The sequence below is a fragment of the Echinicola jeungdonensis genome, from assembly GCF_030409905.1.
In the GTDB taxonomy this organism is placed as follows: domain Bacteria; phylum Bacteroidota; class Bacteroidia; order Cytophagales; family Cyclobacteriaceae; genus Echinicola; species Echinicola jeungdonensis.
Window position 1 is genome coordinate 2,524,197 of sequence record NZ_JAUFQT010000001.1, and the last position, 22,214, is coordinate 2,546,410.

Consider the following 22,214-nt stretch of genomic DNA (forward strand, 5'->3'; position numbering starts at 1 on the left):
ATGGCGAAGAATAAAAAAGATAATAAATTTAGTAAGATCATCAATATCAAAAACCGAAAAGCCACATTTGAGTATGAATTAATTGATAAATATGTGGCAGGGTTGGTACTAAAAGGCACTGAAATAAAATCCATCAGGGAAGGAAAGGTGTCTTTGAAGGAGGCATATTGTTATTTTAAGCGGGGTGAACTGATGATCAAGCAGATGCATATTTCACCTTATTCCTTGGCTGCTCACTATAATCATGATGCGGTTAGGGAGCGAAAACTATTGCTTAATAAAAAAGAGCTGAATAAATTAGAGGGTAAATTGAATGAAAAAGGGCTTTCTATAGTCCCAGTCCGAATATTTATCAATAATAAGGGCTTGGCAAAGTTGGAGATTGCTCTGGGTAGAGGGAAGAAACTTCACGACAAACGTCAGGATATTAAGAAAAAAGATGCGAAACGGGAACTCGACAGAATGGCTTACTAAGCAAAAATATGGAATTTGCAGGTTATCACTGGTCAGTGTTTATCAGGAGCCCCGCCCTGGTTCTGGCCTGATCACACAATTACTTTTTGGGGAAACCTATGAGGTGGTGGAGGTTTCTCCTGATGAGAAATGGCTCAAAATAAAAATTGGAGCAGTTAATACCACCGGATGGATGCAAGCATTGCAGCATGAGGAAATCAGCCCCGAGGATTTTAATTTTTTCACTGGAGGAGATAATCAGATCACTACCAGTCCTGTTAGCACCTTGAAATTCAGAGAGGGCACTATTTATTTGCTTGCAGGAAGCCTATTGCAGATCAGTGCCTCAGAACTTTTTGATACAAAACGTTTCATAGGATTTGAAGGAAGGGTCCGCAACCATAAAGAAAAAGCCAGCCGTGGAGAACTAATAGATATCGCCCGTTCCTTTAGGAATGTTCCCTTTTTGTCAGGAGGAAGGAGCTACTTTGGCATAGGTTCAGGTAGTTTTATTCAATTGGTTTTTAAGATCAGTGGATACTCTGTTCCCAAATTTATTTCCCAATTGGTCGATGCAGGGAGACCTGTCTCAGCGGAGAAAGCTTACCCCGGAGATTTGGTGATTTTTGGTAATGAAAAGGATATTCCTCACCATGCAGGAATTTATTTGGGGGATAACCGGGTTATTCATGTTAGTGGAAAAGTAAAAGAGGATCTGATTAAATTAAATGGAGATGCAATAGGAAAACCAAATTCCCCGACTCACCGGGTTTTGGATATTCGCTGTTTAATATAAGTGTTATGGAAAAGAAGGTACTCGTGCTCAACCTAGACCATACGCCAGTGGCTGTTGTCACTGTTCAAAAGGCAATGGTGCTGACCATTCTTGAAAAAGTATGTGTGTTGGCCGATTACAGTTTCCTGACCATCCGGACAGTTGATCAAGAATTCAAATATCCTGCTGTGGTCCGGTTGTATGAGTACAAAAATATTCCTTTCCGTGGGGTGCTTTTGAACCGCAATAATATTTTTAAAAGGGATAATAATGAATGTCAGTATTGCGGTTCCCAAAAACATCTAACCATTGATCATGTCATCCCCAGGTCAAAAGGAGGGGGGGCAAGTTGGAAAAATCTGGTGACCGCATGTCACCGCTGTAATATCCAGAAAGGGGATAAAACCCCTGAGGAGGTAGGCTTCAATTTCAGGAGAGAGCCATTCCGGCCTTCACTATCCTATTTTTTATCCGATTATGCCGAAAAGAATGCCGAGGAATGGTTGCCATTTTTGGAGATAAAGGCCTTGTGAATTCTTAAACTCTCCCTGTTTATTTTTTGACTTTCTGCGATATATAGGTTAACTTTTTAAAACGTTGTTGTTTCAAGTGACAAAAAATCAGTACCTTTGCAGTCCGCTCAGGTGGAGCGGTTTTCTGGGGAGGTATTTCCGGGAAATTTTCTTTTAACAAAAACCTCAGCCTGATGGCTCTAAGGCTGTTGAAAATCAGAGTCATTAATTTAATATGTCTAATAACGAAGATTTTAACTGGGACAAGTTCGAAACCAAAGGTTTTGGTGAAGGTTATTCTTCTGCCGAAAGGGAGGAGATGGAAAAGCTTTATGACCAGACTTTAACCGAAATTAATGAGAAGGAAGTGATCAAAGGTACCGTAGTAGGTATCAATGACAAGGATGTGATTATCAACATCGGGTTTAAGTCTGATGGTCTTGTACCCAGAACTGAATTCCGTGACCTTCCTGATCTGAAAATCGGTGATGAGGTAGAACTTTTCATTGAAGAGCAAGAAAATGCTTTGGGTCAGTTGGTGCTTTCTAGAAAGAAAGCCAAAATGGTTCGTGCATGGCAGGATATCGAAGATGCGCTTGAGCACGACAATGTGATAGAAGGTCTTGTGAAGAGAAGAACCAAAGGTGGTTTGATCGTAGATATATACGGTGTTGAAGCCTTCTTGCCAGGTTCTCAAATTGACGTGAAGCCTATCAGGGACTTTGATGTCTATGTAGGCAAGAAAATGGAAGTGAAAGTGGTTAAGATCAACCACGCTAACGATAACGTCGTAGTTTCTCACAAAATACTGATCGAAAAAGATCTAGAAAAGCAAAAAGCAGAAATCCTCAACAACCTGGAAAAAGGTCAGGTATTGGAAGGTGTGATCAAGAACATGACCAACTTTGGTGTATTTATCGACCTTGGTGGTGTGGACGGTCTTCTTCACATTACAGACATTTCCTGGGGACGTATCAACCATCCAGAAGAAGTGCTTAACCTTGATGATAAAGTTCAGGTGGTTGTGCTTGACTTCGATGATGATAAGAAACGTATCTCTTTGGGCATGAAGCAGCTTACTGCGCACCCTTGGGACTCTCTTTCTGCTGAACTTGAAGTTGGATCTAAAGTGAAAGGTAAGATCGTTAATGTGGCTGACTATGGTGCATTCCTTGAGTTAGCTCCAGGTGTAGAAGGTCTTATCCACGTATCTGAGATGTCTTGGTCTCAGCACTTGAGAAATCCAGCAGACTTTGTGAAAGTAGGAGACGAAATCGAAGCAGTAGTACTTACTTTGGACAAAGAGGAAAGAAAAATGTCTCTTGGTATCAAGCAATTGACTGAAGATCCATGGACTAAGCAGGACATGGTGACCAAATATGCTGTAGGTACTAAGCACAAAGGTGTGGTAAGAAACTTGACCAACTTTGGATTGTTCTTGGAGCTTGAAGAAGGAATTGACGGTCTTGTACACGTTTCTGATCTTTCTTGGACTAAGAAAATCAAGCACCCATCTGAATACGTTAAAGTAGGGGACGAGCTGGATGTGATTGTTCTTGAATTGGACGTTGAAAACAGAAGGTTGGCCCTTGGTCACAAGCAATTGGAAGAAAATCCATGGGATACTTTTGAAGGCATCTTCCCTGTTGGTTCTGAGCACAAGTGTTCTGTAGTTTCCAAAAATGACAAAGGAGCCGTACTTGAGCTTCCTTATGGATTAGAAGGATTTGCTACTATCAAGAACTTGGAAAAAGAAGATGGTTCTCAAGTAGAAGTAGGGGAGTCTTTGGACTTCAAAGTAACCGAATTCTCCAAGGATGATAAGCGCATCGTGCTTTCCCATACTGCTACCTTTAGAGAAGAAGCCGCTCCTACTAAGCCTGCTGCTAAAAAGGCTGCTCCTAAGAAGAAACCTTCAGGATCTGATTCTCAAGAAAAATCTACCTTAGGTGATTTGGATGCCCTTTCTGCATTGAAAGAAAAAATGGAAGGTGGTGATAAAAAATAAGCATTAGCCTTATTCTTTTATCTCTCAATAATTTGAAAGCACCCGCCACGGCGGGTGCTTTTTTTATTAATTATGGTATTCAATTTTTATTTTTGCCTTCCTAAAATTGCCCTCTCAATTCCCCTCCTGGGTTTTCAGTGGAATGAATATTGACATAAGCATGGTGGCCGTCCAAAGCAGCTTTTAAAATCCCAAGCGATCCCCCTGTCATGATACCTGATAAATCCTCGTTAGTAATTATGCCTTCTGCATAGTGTCCGTTAATTGGCCCGTTGATCATTTCCCCTTGCAGTGTAACCACTACTCCTCCATTTACTCCAGCTGGCGCAATATGGATATGGGCAAATAAGGCATCAGTTAAATTGGCCACATTTATTTTATAATGTAATTCAGTCCAATCATGGTTAAATTTAAATGTAGCATTTCCTTGGGCTCCTGTATCTACTTCCGGCACTTCTTCATCTCCAGTTAAATGGATGGCGTATTTTCCATTCATACTAGGTTCTTGAATTCCTATCTGTCCTCTTAATTCACCCGAGGGATTCTCAACGGTATGAACATTAACATAAGTGTTCCCGTCTTTTATGGCCTTGATTAGGTCATTCAAGGTCATTCCGGATAAAGGGCCAAGTAGGTCTTCAGTCATAATTACTCCTTCAGCGAGCAGCCCATTAAATAATGGGGTTGGAGGATCCTGTGCTTCCAATAGGAAGGCCACCACAGGTCCATTTTCTCCGGCTGGTGCCATGTGGATATGAGAAAATAATATCCCTTCGGTATTTGCTACAAATAATTGATAGCTTAAAGATGTTTCATCTTCACTAAGGTGGAAATTGGCATAACCCGAACCGCTAGCAGCAACAGAGGGAACCTCTTCTCTTCCATTAATAAAGGTTCCGAAATTGTGCTCCATAGCTGTCTGTGCTTTCATTTTAGAGGAATAAAATTCATTTTCCAGGGTTGATGGAGCCGGCATCATCTCATCTTGAGATTGACAGCTTAATAGGAAGGTGCTAAAAATTAGCGCGAAGGATAAAATAGTTAGGTTTTTCATAACAAGATTTGGGTTTAGTTGAAAATTGGTTAAAGAATACATACCCCATATACGTAATTATGCTAATATGGATCGTGATATGGAAGGAAAGTTTGGCTTGAATGTAGAAATGTAAAATTATATATAATAAAAAGTGGTATTAGTATAATTAATGTTTCTATCAATTAGATGGTTTAAAAAATTAATTCAAATGTTTTATATATCAATTATAAGTGGAATTTAAAACAAAAAAATACCTGATTTATGAATACCTCAGATAATAAGTTGGGATATGTCAGAATTTTTGGGATATGATTAAAGAGGGATAAAATAAAAAAGCACCCGCCTTGGTGGGTGCTTTTTTATGAGGTCGAGAGCGGATTCGAACCGCTGTACAAGGTTTTGCAGACCTCTGCCTAGCCACTCGGCCACTCGACCATCTCCTTAAGAGAATGCAAATGTATAGATAAAATTGGCTTATCCAAAACCGAAAGTTCAATTTTTTATTGAATTGAAGAAACTGCGTTAATTTTCAATGATTTCCATCGACCAATTAAAATAATAATAATTTAAATACCATGGGGTGTGCTGCTATATTGTACTATGCAGGTTATTTATAAAAGTTCTAAATAGGAATTAATAGTTAAGAAATATTTGTAAACATCTGTAAATCAGGTTTGTGTATAGGGGGGTGGCTCAAAGTAGCAAAAGATGAGCCGTTTTATACGTGTTTGAAAAATAGAAGTTGGGTAGTACATTTGTGGGGAGTTTTAAAAACCGTGAAATAAACTGATTAAAGAGTCATAAATATGTCAATCAAACGCTCATTATTAAGTGTTCCCTTTAGATTTAGCAACATGGCGTTTATTTTTTTCCTATTAATAGGAATGAATGCTTTTGCTGCTGATCCTGAAGTTTCTGATAGTGAAGAGGCCATCAAAGCGGGTGAGTCACTATTTAATGCCAACTGTAAAACCTGCCACAAGCTAGATCAAAAATTTACGGGACCAGCCCTTAGAGGGGTAAGTGACCGTAGGGACATAGCGTGGATTAAGGCATTTGTAAAAAATTCCCAAAAAGTAATTCAAGGCGGAGATGAGACCGCTGTTGAATTGTTTGAAGAGTTTAACAACACCGTGATGCCTTCTCATGCATTTTTAAGTGATGAAGATATCATGAACTTGTTGTCTTACATTGAATATGGAGGACAGGAAGAGGCAGCAGCGGCTCCTGCTGCTGGCGGTGAAGGTGCTGTTGCACAAAGCGGCGTACCAAGTGAATATCTGACCATTATTTTAGCGGTTTTAGTGGTCGTATTACTGTTGATTTTGATTGTATTGGGATTAATCATTTCAGTGTTGACCAAATACCTGAATCAACAGCCGCTGGAAGAGGAGGATAAAGAATTTATCAGCCAAAAAACAGATTTTAAGAAAGTCCTTAAGAGTGATGCTTTTGTCATCATTATCACGGCCATTGTAATTGCATTAGTAGCCAAAACAGCCATTGACGGTTTGTTTTCAGTGGGTGTTCAGCAAGGTTATGCGCCTACTCAACCTATTGCTTTCTCTCATAAACTTCATGCTGGTGACCAGGAAATCCCTTGTCAGTATTGTCACACCGGTGTGGAAATTGGCCGTTCTGCAAATATCCCATCTCCAAATATATGTATGAACTGCCACATGCACATTCAGAATGTGGGAGGAAAAGAAGGAGTATCTCCTGAAATCGCCAAAATATATGAAGCTGTAGATAATAACCAACCTATAGAATGGGTAAGGGTTCATAATCTACCGGATCTGGCTTATTTCAACCACTCTCAGCACGTAAAAGTGGGGGAAGTTGAATGCCAGACATGTCATGGTCCTATCGAAGAAATGGAAGTAGTAAGGCAGCACAGTGCCCTGACCATGGGCTGGTGTATCGATTGTCACAGGCAAACCGATATAGCTGCTGCAGGTAATGCCTACTACGATAAGCTGGTTCAACTGCATTCCAATTCTGAAGATGCCCTAAAAGTGAAGGACATCGGAGGCTTGGAATGTGCCAAGTGCCACTACTAAAATAAAATCTTTAAGAACATTCTTTTCTTTAATATAAAATGAAGGAAAATAAAAAGACATACTGGAAGGGGTTAGAACAGCTAACAAATGATCCTGAATTTGTAAAAAATGCAGATAAGGAATTTCCTGAGTATCTTCCAATCAACGGACAAAATGGTGAGGGAGGTTCTTCACGAAGGGACTTTCTGAAATTAATGGGTTTCAGTCTTGCTGCTGCTTCTTTGGCAGCTTGTGAAGCGCCGGTTAGAAAGGCTATCCCTTATGTCAATAAACCAGTGGATGTACATCCATCTGTTCCTAATTATTATGCCTCTACCTTTGTTTCTGGTGGAGACTATGCTTCCATCGTGGTAAAAACCCGTGAAGGAAGACCTATCAAAATCGATGGCAACAAACTTTCCCCCATTAATCAGGGTGGAGTAAATGCCCTTGTGGAAGCTTCTGTATTATCCTTATATGATAAGCAAAGGTTAACAGCTCCTTATAAAGGAGGACAAAAAACCGATTGGGCGAGCATTGATAAGGAGGTTGCATCCAAACTTAAATCAGCTGGAAATGTTAAATTGGTGACCAATACCATTTTGTCACCATCCACAGATAAAGCCATTCAGCAACTTTCCGATTCTGTTGGCGGATTGGACGTAGTTACTTATGATCCGGTTTCTTCTTATGGTATCACCAAAGCTAACGAAACTTACTACGGTAAAGCTGCACTTCCTGACTATAGCTTTGACAAAGCCAATGTTATTGTAAGTTTTGGTGCAGATTTCCTGGGATCTTGGATATCCCCAATTGAATTCGCCAAGCAATATGCAAAGGGAAGAAAGATTTCTAAAGAACATCCTGAAATGTCCAGACATTTTCAGTTTGAGTCAAACCTTTCCCTAACCGGTGCTAATGCTGACTATAGAACTCCAATCAAAGCTTCTCAAAGTGGATTGGCTGTATTGGCATTATATAATATGTTGGCCAAAAAGGCTGGTGCAGCTATTGTAAGCGGTGCTCCAGTTGATGTTGCCCATTTGGAAAAAGCAGCGAACGAACTTTGGGCCAATAAAGGTCAATCGATAGTTGTCTCTGGTTCCAATGATCCAAATGTTCAGATAGTAATCAATGCAATCAATGAATTGCTGGGCAATAGAGATAAGACCGTAAACATTTCCCAAACTGCTAATTTCAGAAAAGGAAATGATCAGGATATGAACCAACTGGTGGCTGATTTAGCTGCTGGCCGTGTAGGTGGAGTGATCTTCTATAACTGTAACCCGGTTTATGATCATCCCCAAGGTGAAGCCCTTGGTCAAGCCATTGCTAAGGCAAAAGTTTCTGTTTCTACCAATGAAACCATGAATGAAACAGCTTCCTTGGTACAATATGTAGCTCCTGACCACCATTATCTTGAGTCTTGGAATGACTTTAATCCAAAATCCGGGGAGTACAGCTTATCCCAGCCAGCTATTTCCCCATTGTTTGATACAAGACAGGCGCAGGAATCCTTCCTGATCTGGGCCGGAAATAACACTAATTACTACGATTTTTTACAGGAAAACTGGAAATCAACCTACTTTGCTAATCAAACCGAAATTTCCAATTTCCAGGAATTTTGGGATCAATCTCTTTACAACGGCGTCTTATCACAGCCTTCTACTGAGGAAGCTGCTGAATTGACCATTAAGGAGGATATCAGCGGAGCTGCATCTGCCATTGGAAGAACTTACAAAGCAGATAACAGCGGTGTTGAATTGGTAGCATACCAAAAAGTGGGTATTGGAAATGGTACTTTTGCCAACAACCCTTGGTTGCAAGAAATGCCTGACCCAATTTCCAAAGCTACTTGGGATAATTACCTAACTGTTCCCCAAAAATGGGCCAAAGAAAATGGTCTTATAATGGAGGAAGGTGCCACCCAAAAGGCAAAAATCAACGTTAATGGCAAATCTCTGATTGTTCCTGTATTGGTACAACCAGGTCAAGCGAACGGTACGATTGGTTTGGCTTTGGGATATGGAAGAACCAAAGCTGGAAGAGTTGCAGATGGAGTAGGGGTCAATGCTTACCCATTGCTGGACAATTCAAAAGGCTTTGTCAATTATAATATCACCGATGGGGTTTCCATAGAACTGATGCCAGATACATATAGAATTGCCCAAACCCAAACCCATCAAACTTATATGGGAAGGGAAAATGTAATTCAGGAATCTGTATTGTCAGAATACAAAAAAGATCCTTCTGCAGGTAGATATCAACCTGAGATTTACAAGGATGGTGAGTTTGTAAAGCCTTCTAAAATCACCCTTTGGAACGGTCATAAATACAGCCAGCATCATTGGGGCCTTGCTATTGACATGAACTCCTGTATTGGTTGTGGAGCCTGTACAGTAGCTTGTCAGGTCGAAAATAATGTTGCGGTAGTAGGTAAGGAAGAAGTATTGAACAGAAGGGAAATGAGCTGGATCAGGATCGATCGTTACTACAGCTCAGATGCAGAGCCTACTGATCTGGAAGGATTGGAAGAAGCTTCGGAAAATCCTGAGGTAACCTTCCAACCAATGATGTGTCAACACTGTAATAATGCACCATGTGAGACGGTATGTCCGGTGGCTGCTACGACCCATAGTTCAGAAGGCCTAAACCAAATGACATATAACAGGTGTATTGGTACAAGGTACTGTGCCAACAACTGTCCTTATAAAGTAAGAAGATTTAACTGGTTCAAATACCATGACAACAAAGACTTCTCCAAAGTCAATGTGGCCCAAAACGATGATCTGGGCAAAATGGTATTGAATCCTGATGTTACTGTGAGAGCAAGGGGTGTGATGGAGAAATGTAGCATGTGTGTGCAGCGTATTCAATCAGGTAAATTGGCAGCAAAACGTGAGAAGAGAAAGGTTAAGGATGGTGAAATCAACACTGCATGTGCCGTAGCCTGTCCAACTGATGCATTGGTATTTGGAGATATGAATGATCCAAACAGTGAGGTATCTCAAATGCTTAAAATCAAAGAAAACACCACCTCTTCTGTAAAAGAAGTGAATGAAGAAAGAGCTTACCACGTATTGGAGGAAATCAATGTAAGCCCTAACGTGTGGTACTTTACTAAGATTAGAAATAAGGACAAAAAAGAAGCGTAAATAATAATTTTATAAAAATATGCAGGTTACTTCATCCGTACGCGAGCCGTTAGTTACGGGCGGTAAAACTTATAAAGACGTTACCCATGACGTCTGCAGACAAGTGGAAGGAAAGCCTTCCATTGGATGGTTATTAGGTTTGGCCGTTTCGCTTGGCGCATTATTATTAGGTGGTTTGGCCGTTGTCGCCACAGTTTGGGAAGGTATTGGAATGTGGGGATTGAATAAGACAGTTGGTTGGGCATGGGATATTACCAACTTTGTATGGTGGGTAGGTATTGGTCACGCGGGGACTTTGATTTCTGCGGTGCTCCTACTTTTCAGACAAAAATGGAGAACTTCCATTAACCGGGCAGCAGAGGCCATGACCATCTTCGCCGTAATTTGTGCTGCCATGTTCCCTGTACTTCACATGGGAAGACCTTGGCTGGGAGCTTATTGGGCACTGCCACTTCCTAACTTGTTTGGTTCCCTTTGGGTAAACTTTAACTCTCCTTTGCTTTGGGACGTGTTTGCGATCTCTACTTATTTCTCTGTTTCCCTTGTTTTCTGGTATATTGGTCTGATTCCTGATTTTGCCACTATCAGAGATAGAGCTACAGGCATAAGAAAAGTCATCTATGGTGCGCTTAGCTTTGGATGGGATGGCGGAGCCAGAAACTGGATGAGGTACGAATCCGTTTCACTTATCCTTGCCGGTGTGGCAACTCCCTTGGTACTTTCTGTTCACACCATTGTATCCTTCGACTTTGCCACTTCAGTGATTCCAGGATGGCATACTACTATTTTCCCCCCTTACTTTGTGGCTGGTGCGATCTTCTCAGGATTTGCCATGGTACTGACCTTGATGATCGTTACCCGTAAGGTATTTAAATTAGAAGACTACATTACCATGGGGCATATTGAATTGATGAACATCGTCATCATCATCACAGGCTCCATTGTAGGTATTGCTTATATCACAGAATTTTTCATTGCTTGGTATTCAGGTGTAGAAGCAGAGCAATATGCCTTTATTAACCGGGCATTTGGTCCCTATTGGTGGGCTTATTGGTCCATGATGACCTGTAATGTGATTTCTCCACAGTTATTCTGGTTCAAGAAAATCAGAACTTCATTAGTGGCTACCTTCTTGCTTTCATTGGTTGTAAATATTGGGATGTGGTTTGAGCGTTTTGTGATTATTGTGACCTCCCTGCACAGGGATTACCTTCCTTCTTCTTGGGCCATGTTCTATCCAACGGTCTATGATGTTGGGGTTTACTTGTTTACCTTTGGTTTGTTTTTTACCTGCTTCCTTTTATTTGCCAAATTCTTCCCTGTAATCAATATGGCAGAGGTAAAAGCTGTTTTGAAGTCTTCATCTGAAAAAGTAAATAAATAATGGAAAGAGATACGAATTTTGTCCTCGGTATTTATGATGATGAGGATGTTTTGAAAGAAGCAGTTACCCAAGTAAGAGAAGGTGGAGTGAAGATACAGGAGGTATATTCCCCTTATCCTATTCACGGGATGGAAGACTTGCTGGGGTATAGAAGAAGCCGCTTGCCTATTGCAGCTTTTTTGTTCGGATTGTTGGGGACGGCCCTGGCGCTGACCATGCAGATTTTGATGATGGGTGTAGATTGGCCTATGATCATTGGCGGGAAAGACCCTATTGCAATCCCTGATTTTATTCCAGTGACATTTGAGCTTACTGTTCTTTTGGCTTCCTTTGGTATGGTCGGTGTATTTATGATCAGCAGTAACCTTAAACCTTGGGGGCAACCCAGGATTTATGATATCAGAAGTACGGATGATAAGCACGTACTTGCAGTAGATTTGGCTACCAATGCCAATATGGAAGAAGATAAGATCAAAGAAATCCTGAAGTCTTCCGGTGCAACTGAGGTAAATAATAAAAGTTTTGAATAGGTAATCTTGAAGATATGAAAATTATTAAATTCACATATATAGTTGCCCTATCCGCAATGACCTGGGGGATGGTATCCTGCGGAGCTTCTGGGGATGATCAAGGCTTGGAATATGCCCCTCAGATGTACCATTCTGTAGCATACGAACCCCTCACCCAGATTCAGGATGAGGAATCCGGTGACTGGTTGTCTAATACAGAAAGTGGCATAGGAGAATTTTACAACAGTAATCCCCACAATCCGCATAAAATGACCATGAGGGAACCTGCCCCCAATACGGTGCCAAGGAACCAAAATGGGTATCTTCCTTATAGATTAAAGGTGGCTGACTTGGAAGGAGCAGCTGAAATTGAAAACCCACTTGAATTAACCGACCAGGTGTTAGAAGATGGAGAGCGATTGTTTACCCAATATTGTTCACCTTGCCATGGCGAAGGCGGTGAAGGTGACGGGCCAGTCGGGCAAGTGATTGGTGGTGTGGCCAATTTAAAAGGCGGTGCTTACATCAACCTGCCTGAGGGACATATCTTCCATGTAATTACTCATGGAAAAGGAAGAATGGGATCCCACGGTTCTCAAATCTCCATGGAGAGAAGGTGGAAGATTGTTCACTATGTTAAACAAGAAATTCAGAAACAATAATAATGGCGCACGTTACAAATTTTAACCTGGATCAAAAATTTGAATTTACGGCCGGTCTCAAAAAGTCAGTCCTTACGATTGGTGTTATTGGTGCTGTGCTGTTAATCATAGGAGTTCTTACTGCTATGTTTGGTGGGGGTGACCATGGACATGGTGAAGCTGCTGGACATCAAACCGAACATGTTGAAGCTACAGTTGATCATCATGCTGAAGAAGCAGGCCATGGTGAAGAAGAACATCAAATAGAGGCAGGTCATAGTGAAGCAGCCCATGCCGGTGGAGAACATTCCGAAGCTGGTCATGAGGATAGTGGCCATGGTGGTTATCATTGGTCTAAGCGCTTCTTTGCCAACCTTTGGATCAACAATGTTTACTTTGCCGGGATTGCCATTATTGGGGTTTTCTTCTTTGCCATTCAATACGCCGCTCAGGCAGGATGGGCCACTCCAATTCTACGAGTGATGTTATCTTTTGGAAATTGGCTTCCTTTTGCAGCCATCTTAATGATCGTGACTTATTTTATCGCGGGCCATGATCTTTTCCATTGGACGCATGCAAGCCTTTTTGACCCTAATAGTCCTGATTATGATCATATCATTGATGGCAAAGGGGGGTTTTTCTATTGGCCTTTTGCTAAAGGAAGTTTCCCAATCTTCTGGGTAGTAAGAATGGTTTTATTCTTTGGCATTTGGATTTTCTTCTTTAACAAATTGAAAAATCTTTCTTTACAAGAAGATATCAAAGGGGGAAACAGCTATTGGTTCACCATGAGAAAATGGTCTGCCATTTTCCTTGTAGTCTTTGCTGTATCTTCTTCAATAAGTGCATGGGACTGGGTAATGTCTATTGACACTCACTGGTTCTCTACCTTATTTGGTTGGTATGTATTTGCCTCCTGGTTTGTTGCAGGACTTTCTGCTATCACTTTGGTAACTATCCTGTTGAAGGAAAAAGGTTACCTGGAAATGATCAATGAAAACCACTTGCACGACTTGGGGAAATTCATTTTCGGATTCTCTATTTTCTGGACTTACCTTTGGTTTTCTCAGTTCCTGTTGATCTATTATGCCAACATTCCTGAAGAATCAGTGTACTTCCTTGAGAGATTGGCGAGTGATATTTATGGACCATTTATATTTGTCAATATCATCCTTAACTTTGTGCTTCCCTTTTTGTTGCTGATGACAAGGGATTCCAAGCGTCATACGATCTTCCTAAAAGTTGTTTGTACCACGATCATCTTAGGTCACTGGGTGGATTTCTTCCTGATGGTTCAACCTGGAACATTGGGTCATAATGGCGGAATTGGGTTTATGGAAATAGGTATGCTATTATTGTATGCTTCAGTAGTGATTATGGTGGTGTTTAATAATTTGGGTAAGAAAAACTTGATACCCAAAAACCACCCTATGTTGGAAGAAAGTTATCATCATCACATTTAATACCTATCCGAAAAAAATAAAATTATGTACGGATTTCTTATAGCATTAGGTATTCTGTTGTTGGTTTCCATCATCTGGATGGTTTACAGGATACAGACTTTAGTTTCAGTAGTCAAAGGTTCTGAAAAGAAAATTGCTTCTGGAAGCAACAAAGTGAATGGAGCCCTGTTTTTATTATTTCTTCTGGGGTCAGGTGCCTTGATGTTCTGGTACTCCATTGTAGAATTTGACAATTATCAACTGCCAATTGCCTCTGAACACGGTGTAGTGACGGATAGGTTATTTTGGATTACAATGGCCATCACTGGTATTGTATTCATCATTACCCATATCCTGCTTTTTTGGTTCAGCTATCGCTACCAATACAAAGAGGAAAATACGGCTTCCTATTATCCTGAAAATAACAAATTGGAGATCGTATGGACTTTGGTGCCAGCTGTGGTACTTACCTTATTGATTGTTTCAGGTTGGAAAGCCTGGACGGACATCACTTCTCCTGCCCCTGAAAATGCACATGTAGTAGAATTGATGGGGTACCAGTTTGCTTGGGATATCCGCTATCCTGGTAAAGACAATCAATTGGGCAGCTATGATTACCGTCTAATAGATCCTTCCAATTCCAGAGGGATTGATTTTACGGATAAAAAATCTTTGGATGATTTTCCAGCACAAAAAGTTGTGCTCCCCAAAGGCGAGCCTGTTCTTTTTAAGATCCGTTCCAGGGATGTACTTCATTCTGTCTTTGCCCCTCATATGAGATTAAAAATGGATGCTGTACCAGGAATGCCTACCAGGTTCTGGTTCACACCAACCAAAACAACCCAGGAGATGAGAGAAGAACTGGGGGATGAAGAATTTGTATACGAAATTGCCTGTACAGAAGTATGTGGCGGTGGTCACTTTTCCATGAGAAAAGAAATTGAAGTGGTGGAGCCTGCTGAGTTCCAAAAATGGGTTGCTGAGCAACAAACATTTATTGAGCAGGACCCTGCGTTGATAGCTGATCTTCCTGCTGATGTGAAAGAATTAGCTAAGATTCAAATTGGTGAGTAGTAGATACAATTAGATATAATAAAAAAATTATGGCAGTAGCTAATATATCAGCACATGGTACTACCGCGCATGAGCATCACGATGATCATGCGCATAGTGATAATTTTATCACTAAATATATTTTCAGTACCGATCATAAAATGATCGGAAAGCAATTCCTGGTGACAGGGATTTTCTGGGCGCTTTTGGGTGGTTTTTTATCCATTCTTTTTAGGCTCCAACTTGGTTTCCCTGATATGGACATGTCTTTCCTTAAGCCTATTCTGGGCGGATGGATTGATGAATCCGGTGCGTTGGATACGAACTTTTACCTGGCCTTGGTGACCATGCACGGTACCATCATGGTGTTCTTTGTATTGACCGCAGGTTTGAGTGGTACTTTCTCCAATTTTTTGATTCCATTACAAATCGGAGCAAGGGATATGGCCTCCGGTTTTATGAACATGCTTTCTTATTGGTTCTTCTTTGTTGCCGGTGTGATCATGTTCATTTCATTATTCATTGAAACAGGACCAGCCGGTGGTGGTTGGGTGATTTACCCTCCATTGTCTGCCTTGAAACAAGCTATCCCCGGTTCAGGTTTGGGTATGACCCTTTGGTTGGTTTCCATGGTGTTCTTTATCGCTTCCCAGTTGCTTGGAGGTATCAATTATATTACTACTGTAATTAACCTTAGAACCAAGGGAATGTCTTTTTCCAGATTGCCACTGACCATCTGGTCATTCTTCCTTACTGCGGTAATCGGTTTGTTGTCCTTCCCAGTATTGTTTGCTGCTGCTTTGTTGTTGGTATTTGATAGAAGTTTTGGCACTTCTTTCTACCTATCTGACATTTATATTGGCGGTGAAGCCCTTCCAAATACTGGAGGTAGTGCGGTTCTTTTCCAACACCTATTCTGGTTCCTTGGGCACCCTGAAGTATATATTGTATTGTTGCCTGCTTTGGGTATTACTTCTGAGGTTATCTCCACCAATTCAAGAAAACCGATATTTGGTTATAAAGCAATGATCCTTTCCATGTTAGGCATTACTATTTTGTCTTTTGTGGTTTGGGCACACCATATGTTTGTTTCAGGTATGAACCCTTTCTTGGGATCTGTATTTATGTTCCTGACCTTGATCATTGCTGTACCATCTGCCGTGAAGGTATTTAACTATCTGACAACCTTATGGAAAGGTAATTTGGTCTTCACTCCGGCCATGTTGTTTTCCATAGGTTTGGTATCTTTCTTTATTTCCGGTGGTTTGACTGGTATTTTCCTGGGAAATTCCGCAGTTGATATTCAATTACACGATACCTACTTTGTAGTTGCTCACTTCCACTTGGTAATGGGGTCTGCATCCTTCTTTGGATTGATGGCAGGGGTTTACCATTGGTTCCCAAAAATGTTCGGAAAGATGATGGATGCCAAATTAGGCTACATCCACTTTTGGTTAACCTTCATCGGAGTTTACATGGTATTCTTCCCAATGCACTACATCGGTATTGCAGGTTTCCCAAGAAGATATTACAGTTGGACCAACTTTAATTTTGCTGACATGTACACTGACCTGAATATGTTTGTGTCCATTGCGGCAATCATCACCTTTGGTGCCCAGTTTATTTTCCTTTTCAACTTCTTCTACAGCATGTACAGAGGTAGGAAGGCTTCTCTAAATCCTTGGAGATCCAATACATTGGAATGGACCACACCATTGCATCCCGGTCACGGAAACTGGCCAGGTGAAATTCCAACTGTTTACAGATGGCCATATGATTATTCTAAGCCTGGATCAAAAGAGGATTATATCCCTCAAACTGTGCCTTTGTCTTCCACTCCAGAATCCAATTTGCCACATGAAAGTGAGCAAGTGAAATTAGAAAGAGAGATAATGGCAGAAGAAGGGCATGTATTAGTGGCCGATGAATCAAAAGAATCTTAAAAATATTAGCAGCTTTCGCAGGATCAGTTTGATCACTGTGATAGCTGTTTATTTCCTGATATTGGTTGGGGGGATTGTGCGGAGCACAGGTTCCGGGATGGGTTGCCCCGATTGGCCAAAATGTTTTGGTAACTGGGTGCCTCCAACTGAGGTAAACCAATTGCCCGAAAATTATCAGGAAATATACCTTCAAAAAAGGGTTGACAAAAACCAAAGGTTTGTAGCCCTGCTTTCCAGTCTCGGTTTTGATAAAAAAGCCGAACAAATCAAGCAGGACAAATCGATACTCATAGAAGGTGAGTTCAATGCTACCAAAACCTGGATTGAATACTTGAACAGGTTGACGGGGGCAGTGATAGGGATTTTGGTGATTTTCACCTTTATCTATTCTCTTCCCCTAAAGAAGCTTGATCCATGGCTTCCAATTTTGGCCTTTTTAAATCTACTTTTGGTGATTTTCCAAGGCTGGATAGGGAGTATAGTAGTCTCCACCAACCTGTTGCAATGGATGATAACGGTACATATGATTTTGGCATTATTGATCGTTTGCCTGCTTTTATATGTACATTTCAGGACTTATCAATTGTCCCATAAGCCGGTTGTGAAAACAGACAAACCAAAGACATTAATGGGTTTGTTGGCTTTGGGATTTATATTGATGGTTATACAGGTGGTTTGGGGCACGCAGGTTAGGGAAAAGGTGGATCAAATAGCCCTTCAATTTGGAAATTTATTTCGGAATGAATGGGTAGAACATTTGGGAATGAAATTCCTAATCCACAGATCCTTTTCCTTGGTGTTGTTAGGTTTGCATCTGGTTTTCCTGTATTTGGTTTATAAGAATGCCAAAAGGAAAACCGGGATTTTCAAGTGGACTCAGGTATTGTTGCTCTTGATTTTGGCTGAAATCATTACAGGGGCAGGGATGGGGTATTTTGGCATTCCAGCCTTTTTACAACCCATTCATTTATTGGTAGGGTCCCTGATAATTGGGGTGCAATTTGTTGTTTTGTTGCTGTTGAACGATCAGAGAAAATTAGAAATAAAGGGTTCTTCTTCATGAGAACATTAGATTTAACTGAAGCTTCCTTTTTTCAGGGGCTTTTAATACGGGCGAAAGCCTACTATGAATTGATAAAATTCAGGTTATCTGCATTGGTAACCTTTTCGGCCGTTTTCGGTTTTATCCTTGGGGACAGCGGTTTCTTGTTTTCCTGGGGGAATTTCATGGCATTGATGATTGGAGGGTTTCTTATCAGTGGAGCCTCCGGAGCAGCCAATGAAATCCTTGAAATTGAATATGATAAATTAATGAAGAGAACGGAAAACCGTCCTCTTCCATTAGGAATCATTTCCATACAGGAAGCCCAGTGGTTTACCATCATTGTAGCCATTTTAGGGGTTAGCATATTATGGCTTTTTACCAACCCTTTGACTACAGGCCTAGGCATATTGAGCATGATCTTATATGTTTTTGCTTATACGCCATTGAAAAGGGTAGGGCCTGTAGCTGTATTTGTTGGAGCCATACCAGGCGCTATGCCTCCTTTGTTGGGCTGGACTGCGGCAACCGGGCAGATCACCTATGAAGCCTTAATAATCTTTGGGATCCAATTTATCTGGCAATTCCCTCATTTTTGGGCGATTGCCTGGGTGAGTGATGAGGATTACAAAAAGGCAGGATTCAAGCTTTTGCCTTCAGGAGGGAAAAAGGATCTTAATACCGCCATCCAGATAATGATTTATACCCTTTTCTTATTGCCGTTAGGTTTATTGCCAAGTTATTTTGGCTTGACAGGGTTAAATTCTGGAATTGTTGCCACCATTTGTGGCGTGTTATTTCTGGCCCAAACATTTTCATTGATGCGGGATTGTTCCAGAAAATCTGCATTGAAAATCATGTTTGGTTCTTTCTTGTATTTGCCAATTGTGCAGATTGCTTATTTACTTGACAAGGTAGCATAATGGAAGAAAAATTAGCCTTTACCGAAGGGGCCGAGCAGCCCATTGCCATGAACCCCAAAAAATTTGCCCTCTGGCTGTTTATTGTCAGTGTGGTGATGATCTTTGCCGCCTTGACCAGTGCTTTTATTGTAAGGCAGGCTGAAGGGAATTGGTTGGATTATGAATTGCCCCAAATACTCTGGATTACTTCAGGTATTATTTTGGTGAGTAGTTTTACCATGCATTGGGCATATACAGCAGCAAGAAAGGATCAATTACAGCAATTGAAATTGGCCTTAGTGGTAACCAGTATATTTGGCCTGGCCTTTTTAGTGGGGCAATGGTACAGCTGGGTAGCCTTGGTGGACCGGGATGTTTACTTTGTTGGAAATCCGGCAGGATCCTTTCTTTATGTTTTGACTGGATTACATGCTGTTCACCTTATTAGTGGTGTGATATTTCTAATTATTGTATTAATTTCGTCCTTTAGATATAAAATTCATTCAAAAAGGATGAATACTATGGAAATGTGCGTAACATACTGGCATTTTCTTGGCGGCCTTTGGCTGTATTTGTTTATGTTTTTGTTATTGAATCATTGAAAATTTACGCTTAAATCTAAAATATATGTCATCGACTGCTATTGAAATCAACTCCAAAAGAGGACTTTGGGGGGGAGGAACACCGCCTTTAAAGGCCAGTTATGGAAAACTCATGATGTGGTTTTTCCTACTTTCTGATATCTTTACTTTTGCGGCTTTTTTGATTACTTATGCTGCAATCCGGATGAGTTATCCTTACTTTGATGGGAAAAGTGCTGATTTTGTTAGCTCAAATGAATATTGGCCCATTCCTGAGAGAATTTTCGATGCAGTTCCATTTCTTCATGGAGTAGAGCTTCCTTTGGTTTTTGTGGGTATCATGACTTTTATTTTGATCATGAGTTCTGTAACCATGGTATTGGCCGTGGAAGCTGGCCATCGAAATGACAGAAATGATGTCGTAAAATGGATGCTTTGGACTATGCTAGGTGGTATCACCTTCTTGAGCTGTCAAGCTTGGGAATGGACTCACTTTATCCATGGCACTGACGAGGGGACAGTGATGACCTTTGTTAATTCCTTTGGTGAAACCGTTACTGAAACCATTTATGGGGCTAATTTATTGGCAAATCAATACGGCCCGGCACCATTTGCACAATTGTTTTTCTTTATCACTGGCTTTCATGGTTTCCACGTAACCATTGGCGTTGTGCTTTTGTTCATCGGCTTTTACCAAGCTGCTGTAGGCGTGTATGAAAGAAGAGGCCACTATGAAATGATTGAAAAAATTGGCCTTTACTGGCACTTTGTAGACCTTGTTTGGGTGTTTGTATTTACCTTCTTTTACCTGGTCTAGTCACCGAAAATATTTAAGTTATGTCATTACAAGAAAATAAAAGTTCTCTGGAGGTTTTGCCTCGGAATAAGGAAAAGATCAAGAAAATATGGAAGATTGCCTTGATCTTGTTGACAGTAACGGCGGTTGAGTTTTTACTCGCCTTTACCATGGAAAGAGGAATTTTGCTTTATGCCATTTTCTTTGGTCTTACCTTGGTAAAAGCTGCCTATATAATCATGGAATTTATGCACCTTAAAGATGAGTCCAAAACCTTGTTTTGGTCCATCATGCTGCCTTTGATTTTCCTGATTTGGCTGATGTTGGCCCTGGTAAAAGAAGGAGCTGAAATATTCCTTTTAAGATGGTAATCGAAGAAAATAAATAGTGCTGATAAAAGTAGGTTGGGGTGGTTGCTTCAACCTACTTTTATATTTGGGAGGGATGAAAATGATTAGAGGATTACAAGCCATGGTGCTGTTATGTATTTTAATGGTGCCGGTATTGATAATTTTATTTCTTAGGAATTTTGGGGAAAACAAATATGATATCCCCGTTTATTATGAAAATGGAGTGACTGACCCCATGGGTGAGTGTAGTTACCCCAAAGGGCAACAACATACCATTCCCGAATTTTCATTTGTTTCCCAGGACAATTCAAATGTTGGGCGGGAACAAATGGATGGTAAAATCACAGTAGTTGATTTTTTCTTTACCAGTTGTCCCAGCATTTGCCCTGTAATGTCCGAGGAGATGGAACGTGTGCAGGATGCATTTAGGAACGAAGAGGATGTTCAGATTTTTTCCATCAGTGTGGACCCTGGATATGATACTCCAAAAGTTTTAAGTGAGTATGCAGAACAGCATGATGCGACTCCTGGGAAGTGGTTTTTCTTGAATGGCCCAAAAAAGGAGACCTACCAATTGGCCCGTTGCGGTTTTGTCCTTCCTACAATCGATGGTCAAGGGAATCCCGAAGATTTTATTCATAGTGATAAATTTGTATTGGTAGATGGAAATGGCCGTATCAGAGGCTATTATAGTGGAACTAAAAGGGAAGATATTGACTTATTGATTCTGGAAACAAAAATTTTATTGCATGATAAAGAGTAATGTGGCTGTAGCGGCTCAGGATAAAGGAATTTATAGATTAATTACCGGGATTTCTATAATAATCCCTGTTGTGGTGGCAGTTTTGTTGTTTATGCCCTCCAAGTTAGACCTGGCAAGTGAATGGGTGCATTTTCTTCCTCACCTCAACGCAGTCATTAACTTTACGGCCAGCTTAGCCTTGGTGGCAGGATTAATATTTATCAAGAATAAAAAAGTAAATTACCATCGGATGTCTATGTCCATTGCATTTGGACTTGGGGCTATATTTTTGGTTTCTTATGTAATATACCATGCATCCGCAGAAAGTACCAGCTTTGGCGGTGAAGGTTGGATTAGGCCGGTATATTATACTTTGTTGTTATCCCATATCATACTTGCAGCAATAGCCTTATTTCCAATTCTATTGGCTTATTATTATGGCCATACCCAGCAGTTGGATAAGCATAGAAAAATTGTCCGGTATGCATATCCAATTTGGTTGTACGTTACCATTAGTGGGGTGTTGGTTTATTGGATGATCAGCCCTTATTATGTGGGCTGAGCTTTAAGAAGGTAATCTTATGAAGAAGCTATTGAAAACAGTATTTGCGTTTTGCTTAATTTATTTGGTTTCCCAATTCCAGGTATTGGCACAATGTGCTATGTGCAGGGCATCAGTGGAAAACAATGTGAGCAATGGGGAGACCACGGTAGGTGCTGCCCTAAATATGGGGATTTTGTATTTGTTTGCAGCCCCCTATTTATTGGCATTGATTATTGGGATATTGTGGTACCGACATTCCAAAAAGAATAAGAAAAGCATTGCTTGAGATCAACCTCAAATGGTTACT

21 protein-coding genes and 1 tRNA gene are annotated in these 22,214 nt (G+C 40.7%); 20 read left to right on the forward strand and 2 right to left on the reverse strand.

Annotation, left to right across the window (positions count from 1 at the left end):
* The 4 genes from smpB to rpsA all read left to right on the forward strand — a co-directional run bounded on the left by smpB (position 1) and on the right by rpsA (position 3,748).
* Entirely contained in the window at positions 1–474 is a 474-nt protein-coding gene (smpB, locus tag QWY93_RS10425; RefSeq protein ID WP_290248179.1) for an SsrA-binding protein SmpB, read from the forward strand.
* Entirely contained in the window at positions 440–1,249 is an 810-nt protein-coding gene (locus QWY93_RS10430) for a C40 family peptidase (RefSeq protein WP_290248180.1), read from the forward strand. The genes smpB and QWY93_RS10430 overlap by 35 nt, the downstream gene beginning before the upstream one ends.
* 5 nt (positions 1,250–1,254) lie before the next feature.
* Positions 1,255–1,761, forward strand: a complete 507-nt coding sequence (locus QWY93_RS10435) for an HNH endonuclease (protein WP_290248181.1) — start codon at positions 1,255–1,257, stop codon at positions 1,759–1,761.
* 214 nt (positions 1,762–1,975) lie between these two features.
* The gene (gene rpsA, locus QWY93_RS10440) at positions 1,976–3,748 is read left to right on the forward strand and encodes a 30S ribosomal protein S1 (protein WP_290248182.1); all 1,773 of its coding nucleotides are present in this window, start codon (positions 1,976–1,978) and stop codon (positions 3,746–3,748) included.
* Positions 3,749–3,848: 100 nt separating this feature from the next.
* Here rpsA and QWY93_RS10445 read toward each other — a convergent pair whose 3' ends face one another.
* Positions 3,849–4,802, reverse strand: coding sequence for a CHRD domain-containing protein (locus QWY93_RS10445; RefSeq protein WP_290248183.1), 954 nt, complete (start codon positions 4,800–4,802; stop codon positions 3,849–3,851).
* Positions 4,803–5,148: 346 nt separating this feature from the next.
* A tRNA-Cys gene (locus QWY93_RS10450) sits at positions 5,149–5,219 on the reverse strand.
* A gap of 371 nt (positions 5,220–5,590) precedes the next feature.
* On the opposite strand from QWY93_RS10450, the gene QWY93_RS10455 reads away from it, so the two are divergent.
* The 16 genes from QWY93_RS10455 (at position 5,591) to QWY93_RS10530 (ending at position 22,193) form a co-directional block, all read left to right on the forward strand.
* Positions 5,591–6,844 carry a c-type cytochrome gene (locus QWY93_RS10455; RefSeq protein ID WP_290248184.1) on the forward strand — a complete coding sequence of 418 codons (1,254 nt, stop codon included), beginning with the start codon at positions 5,591–5,593 and terminating at the stop codon, positions 6,842–6,844.
* Positions 6,845–6,882: 38 nt separating this feature from the next.
* Complete coding sequence (locus QWY93_RS10460; RefSeq protein WP_290248185.1) at positions 6,883–9,978, forward strand: TAT-variant-translocated molybdopterin oxidoreductase; 3,096 nt, start codon at positions 6,883–6,885, stop codon at positions 9,976–9,978.
* A 19-nt stretch (positions 9,979–9,997) separates the two neighbouring features.
* Positions 9,998–11,362 (forward strand): NrfD/PsrC family molybdoenzyme membrane anchor subunit, encoded by a 1,365-nt coding sequence (gene nrfD, locus QWY93_RS10465; RefSeq protein WP_290248186.1) that lies wholly within the window; start codon positions 9,998–10,000, stop codon positions 11,360–11,362.
* Complete coding sequence (locus QWY93_RS10470) at positions 11,362–11,892, forward strand: DUF3341 domain-containing protein (RefSeq protein ID WP_290248187.1); 531 nt, start codon at positions 11,362–11,364, stop codon at positions 11,890–11,892. The genes nrfD and QWY93_RS10470 overlap by 1 nt, the downstream gene beginning before the upstream one ends.
* 14 nt (positions 11,893–11,906) lie before the next feature.
* Complete coding sequence (locus QWY93_RS10475) at positions 11,907–12,533, forward strand: c-type cytochrome (RefSeq protein WP_290248188.1); 627 nt, start codon at positions 11,907–11,909, stop codon at positions 12,531–12,533.
* Between the two features lie 2 nt (positions 12,534–12,535).
* Positions 12,536–13,975 (forward strand): quinol:cytochrome C oxidoreductase, encoded by a 1,440-nt coding sequence (locus tag QWY93_RS10480; RefSeq protein WP_290248189.1) that lies wholly within the window; start codon positions 12,536–12,538, stop codon positions 13,973–13,975.
* Between the two features lie 24 nt (positions 13,976–13,999).
* A complete protein-coding gene (locus tag QWY93_RS10485) occupies positions 14,000–15,028 on the forward strand; it encodes a cytochrome c oxidase subunit II (RefSeq protein WP_290248190.1) in 1,029 nt (342 codons plus the stop codon).
* A gap of 29 nt (positions 15,029–15,057) precedes the next feature.
* Entirely contained in the window at positions 15,058–16,950 is a 1,893-nt protein-coding gene (locus QWY93_RS10490; RefSeq protein WP_290248192.1) for a cytochrome c oxidase subunit I, read from the forward strand.
* A complete protein-coding gene (locus QWY93_RS10495) occupies positions 16,931–18,013 on the forward strand; it encodes a COX15/CtaA family protein (protein ID WP_290248194.1) in 1,083 nt (360 codons plus the stop codon). Before QWY93_RS10490 ends, QWY93_RS10495 begins: the two co-directional genes overlap by 20 nt.
* Positions 18,010–18,915 carry a heme o synthase gene (gene cyoE, locus QWY93_RS10500; protein WP_290248196.1) on the forward strand — a complete coding sequence of 302 codons (906 nt, stop codon included), beginning with the start codon at positions 18,010–18,012 and terminating at the stop codon, positions 18,913–18,915. Before QWY93_RS10495 ends, cyoE begins: the two co-directional genes overlap by 4 nt.
* A complete protein-coding gene (locus tag QWY93_RS10505) occupies positions 18,915–19,496 on the forward strand; it encodes a cytochrome c oxidase subunit 3 (RefSeq protein ID WP_290248199.1) in 582 nt (193 codons plus the stop codon). The genes cyoE and QWY93_RS10505 overlap by 1 nt, the downstream gene beginning before the upstream one ends.
* A 25-nt stretch (positions 19,497–19,521) precedes the next feature.
* Positions 19,522–20,292 (forward strand): cytochrome c oxidase subunit 3, encoded by a 771-nt coding sequence (locus QWY93_RS10510; RefSeq protein ID WP_290248201.1) that lies wholly within the window; start codon positions 19,522–19,524, stop codon positions 20,290–20,292.
* A gap of 20 nt (positions 20,293–20,312) precedes the next feature.
* Complete coding sequence (locus QWY93_RS10515) at positions 20,313–20,642, forward strand: cytochrome C oxidase subunit IV family protein (RefSeq protein ID WP_290248202.1); 330 nt, start codon at positions 20,313–20,315, stop codon at positions 20,640–20,642.
* Positions 20,643–20,715: 73 nt separating this feature from the next.
* Positions 20,716–21,384 carry an SCO family protein gene (locus QWY93_RS10520; protein ID WP_290248203.1) on the forward strand — a complete coding sequence of 223 codons (669 nt, stop codon included), beginning with the start codon at positions 20,716–20,718 and terminating at the stop codon, positions 21,382–21,384.
* Positions 21,371–21,925, forward strand: a complete 555-nt coding sequence (locus tag QWY93_RS10525; RefSeq protein WP_290248204.1) for a DUF420 domain-containing protein — start codon at positions 21,371–21,373, stop codon at positions 21,923–21,925. Before QWY93_RS10520 ends, QWY93_RS10525 begins: the two co-directional genes overlap by 14 nt.
* 19 nt (positions 21,926–21,944) lie before the next feature.
* Positions 21,945–22,193 (forward strand): hypothetical protein, encoded by a 249-nt coding sequence (locus QWY93_RS10530; RefSeq protein WP_290248205.1) that lies wholly within the window; start codon positions 21,945–21,947, stop codon positions 22,191–22,193.
* The last annotated feature ends 21 nt before the right edge of the window (positions 22,194–22,214 follow it).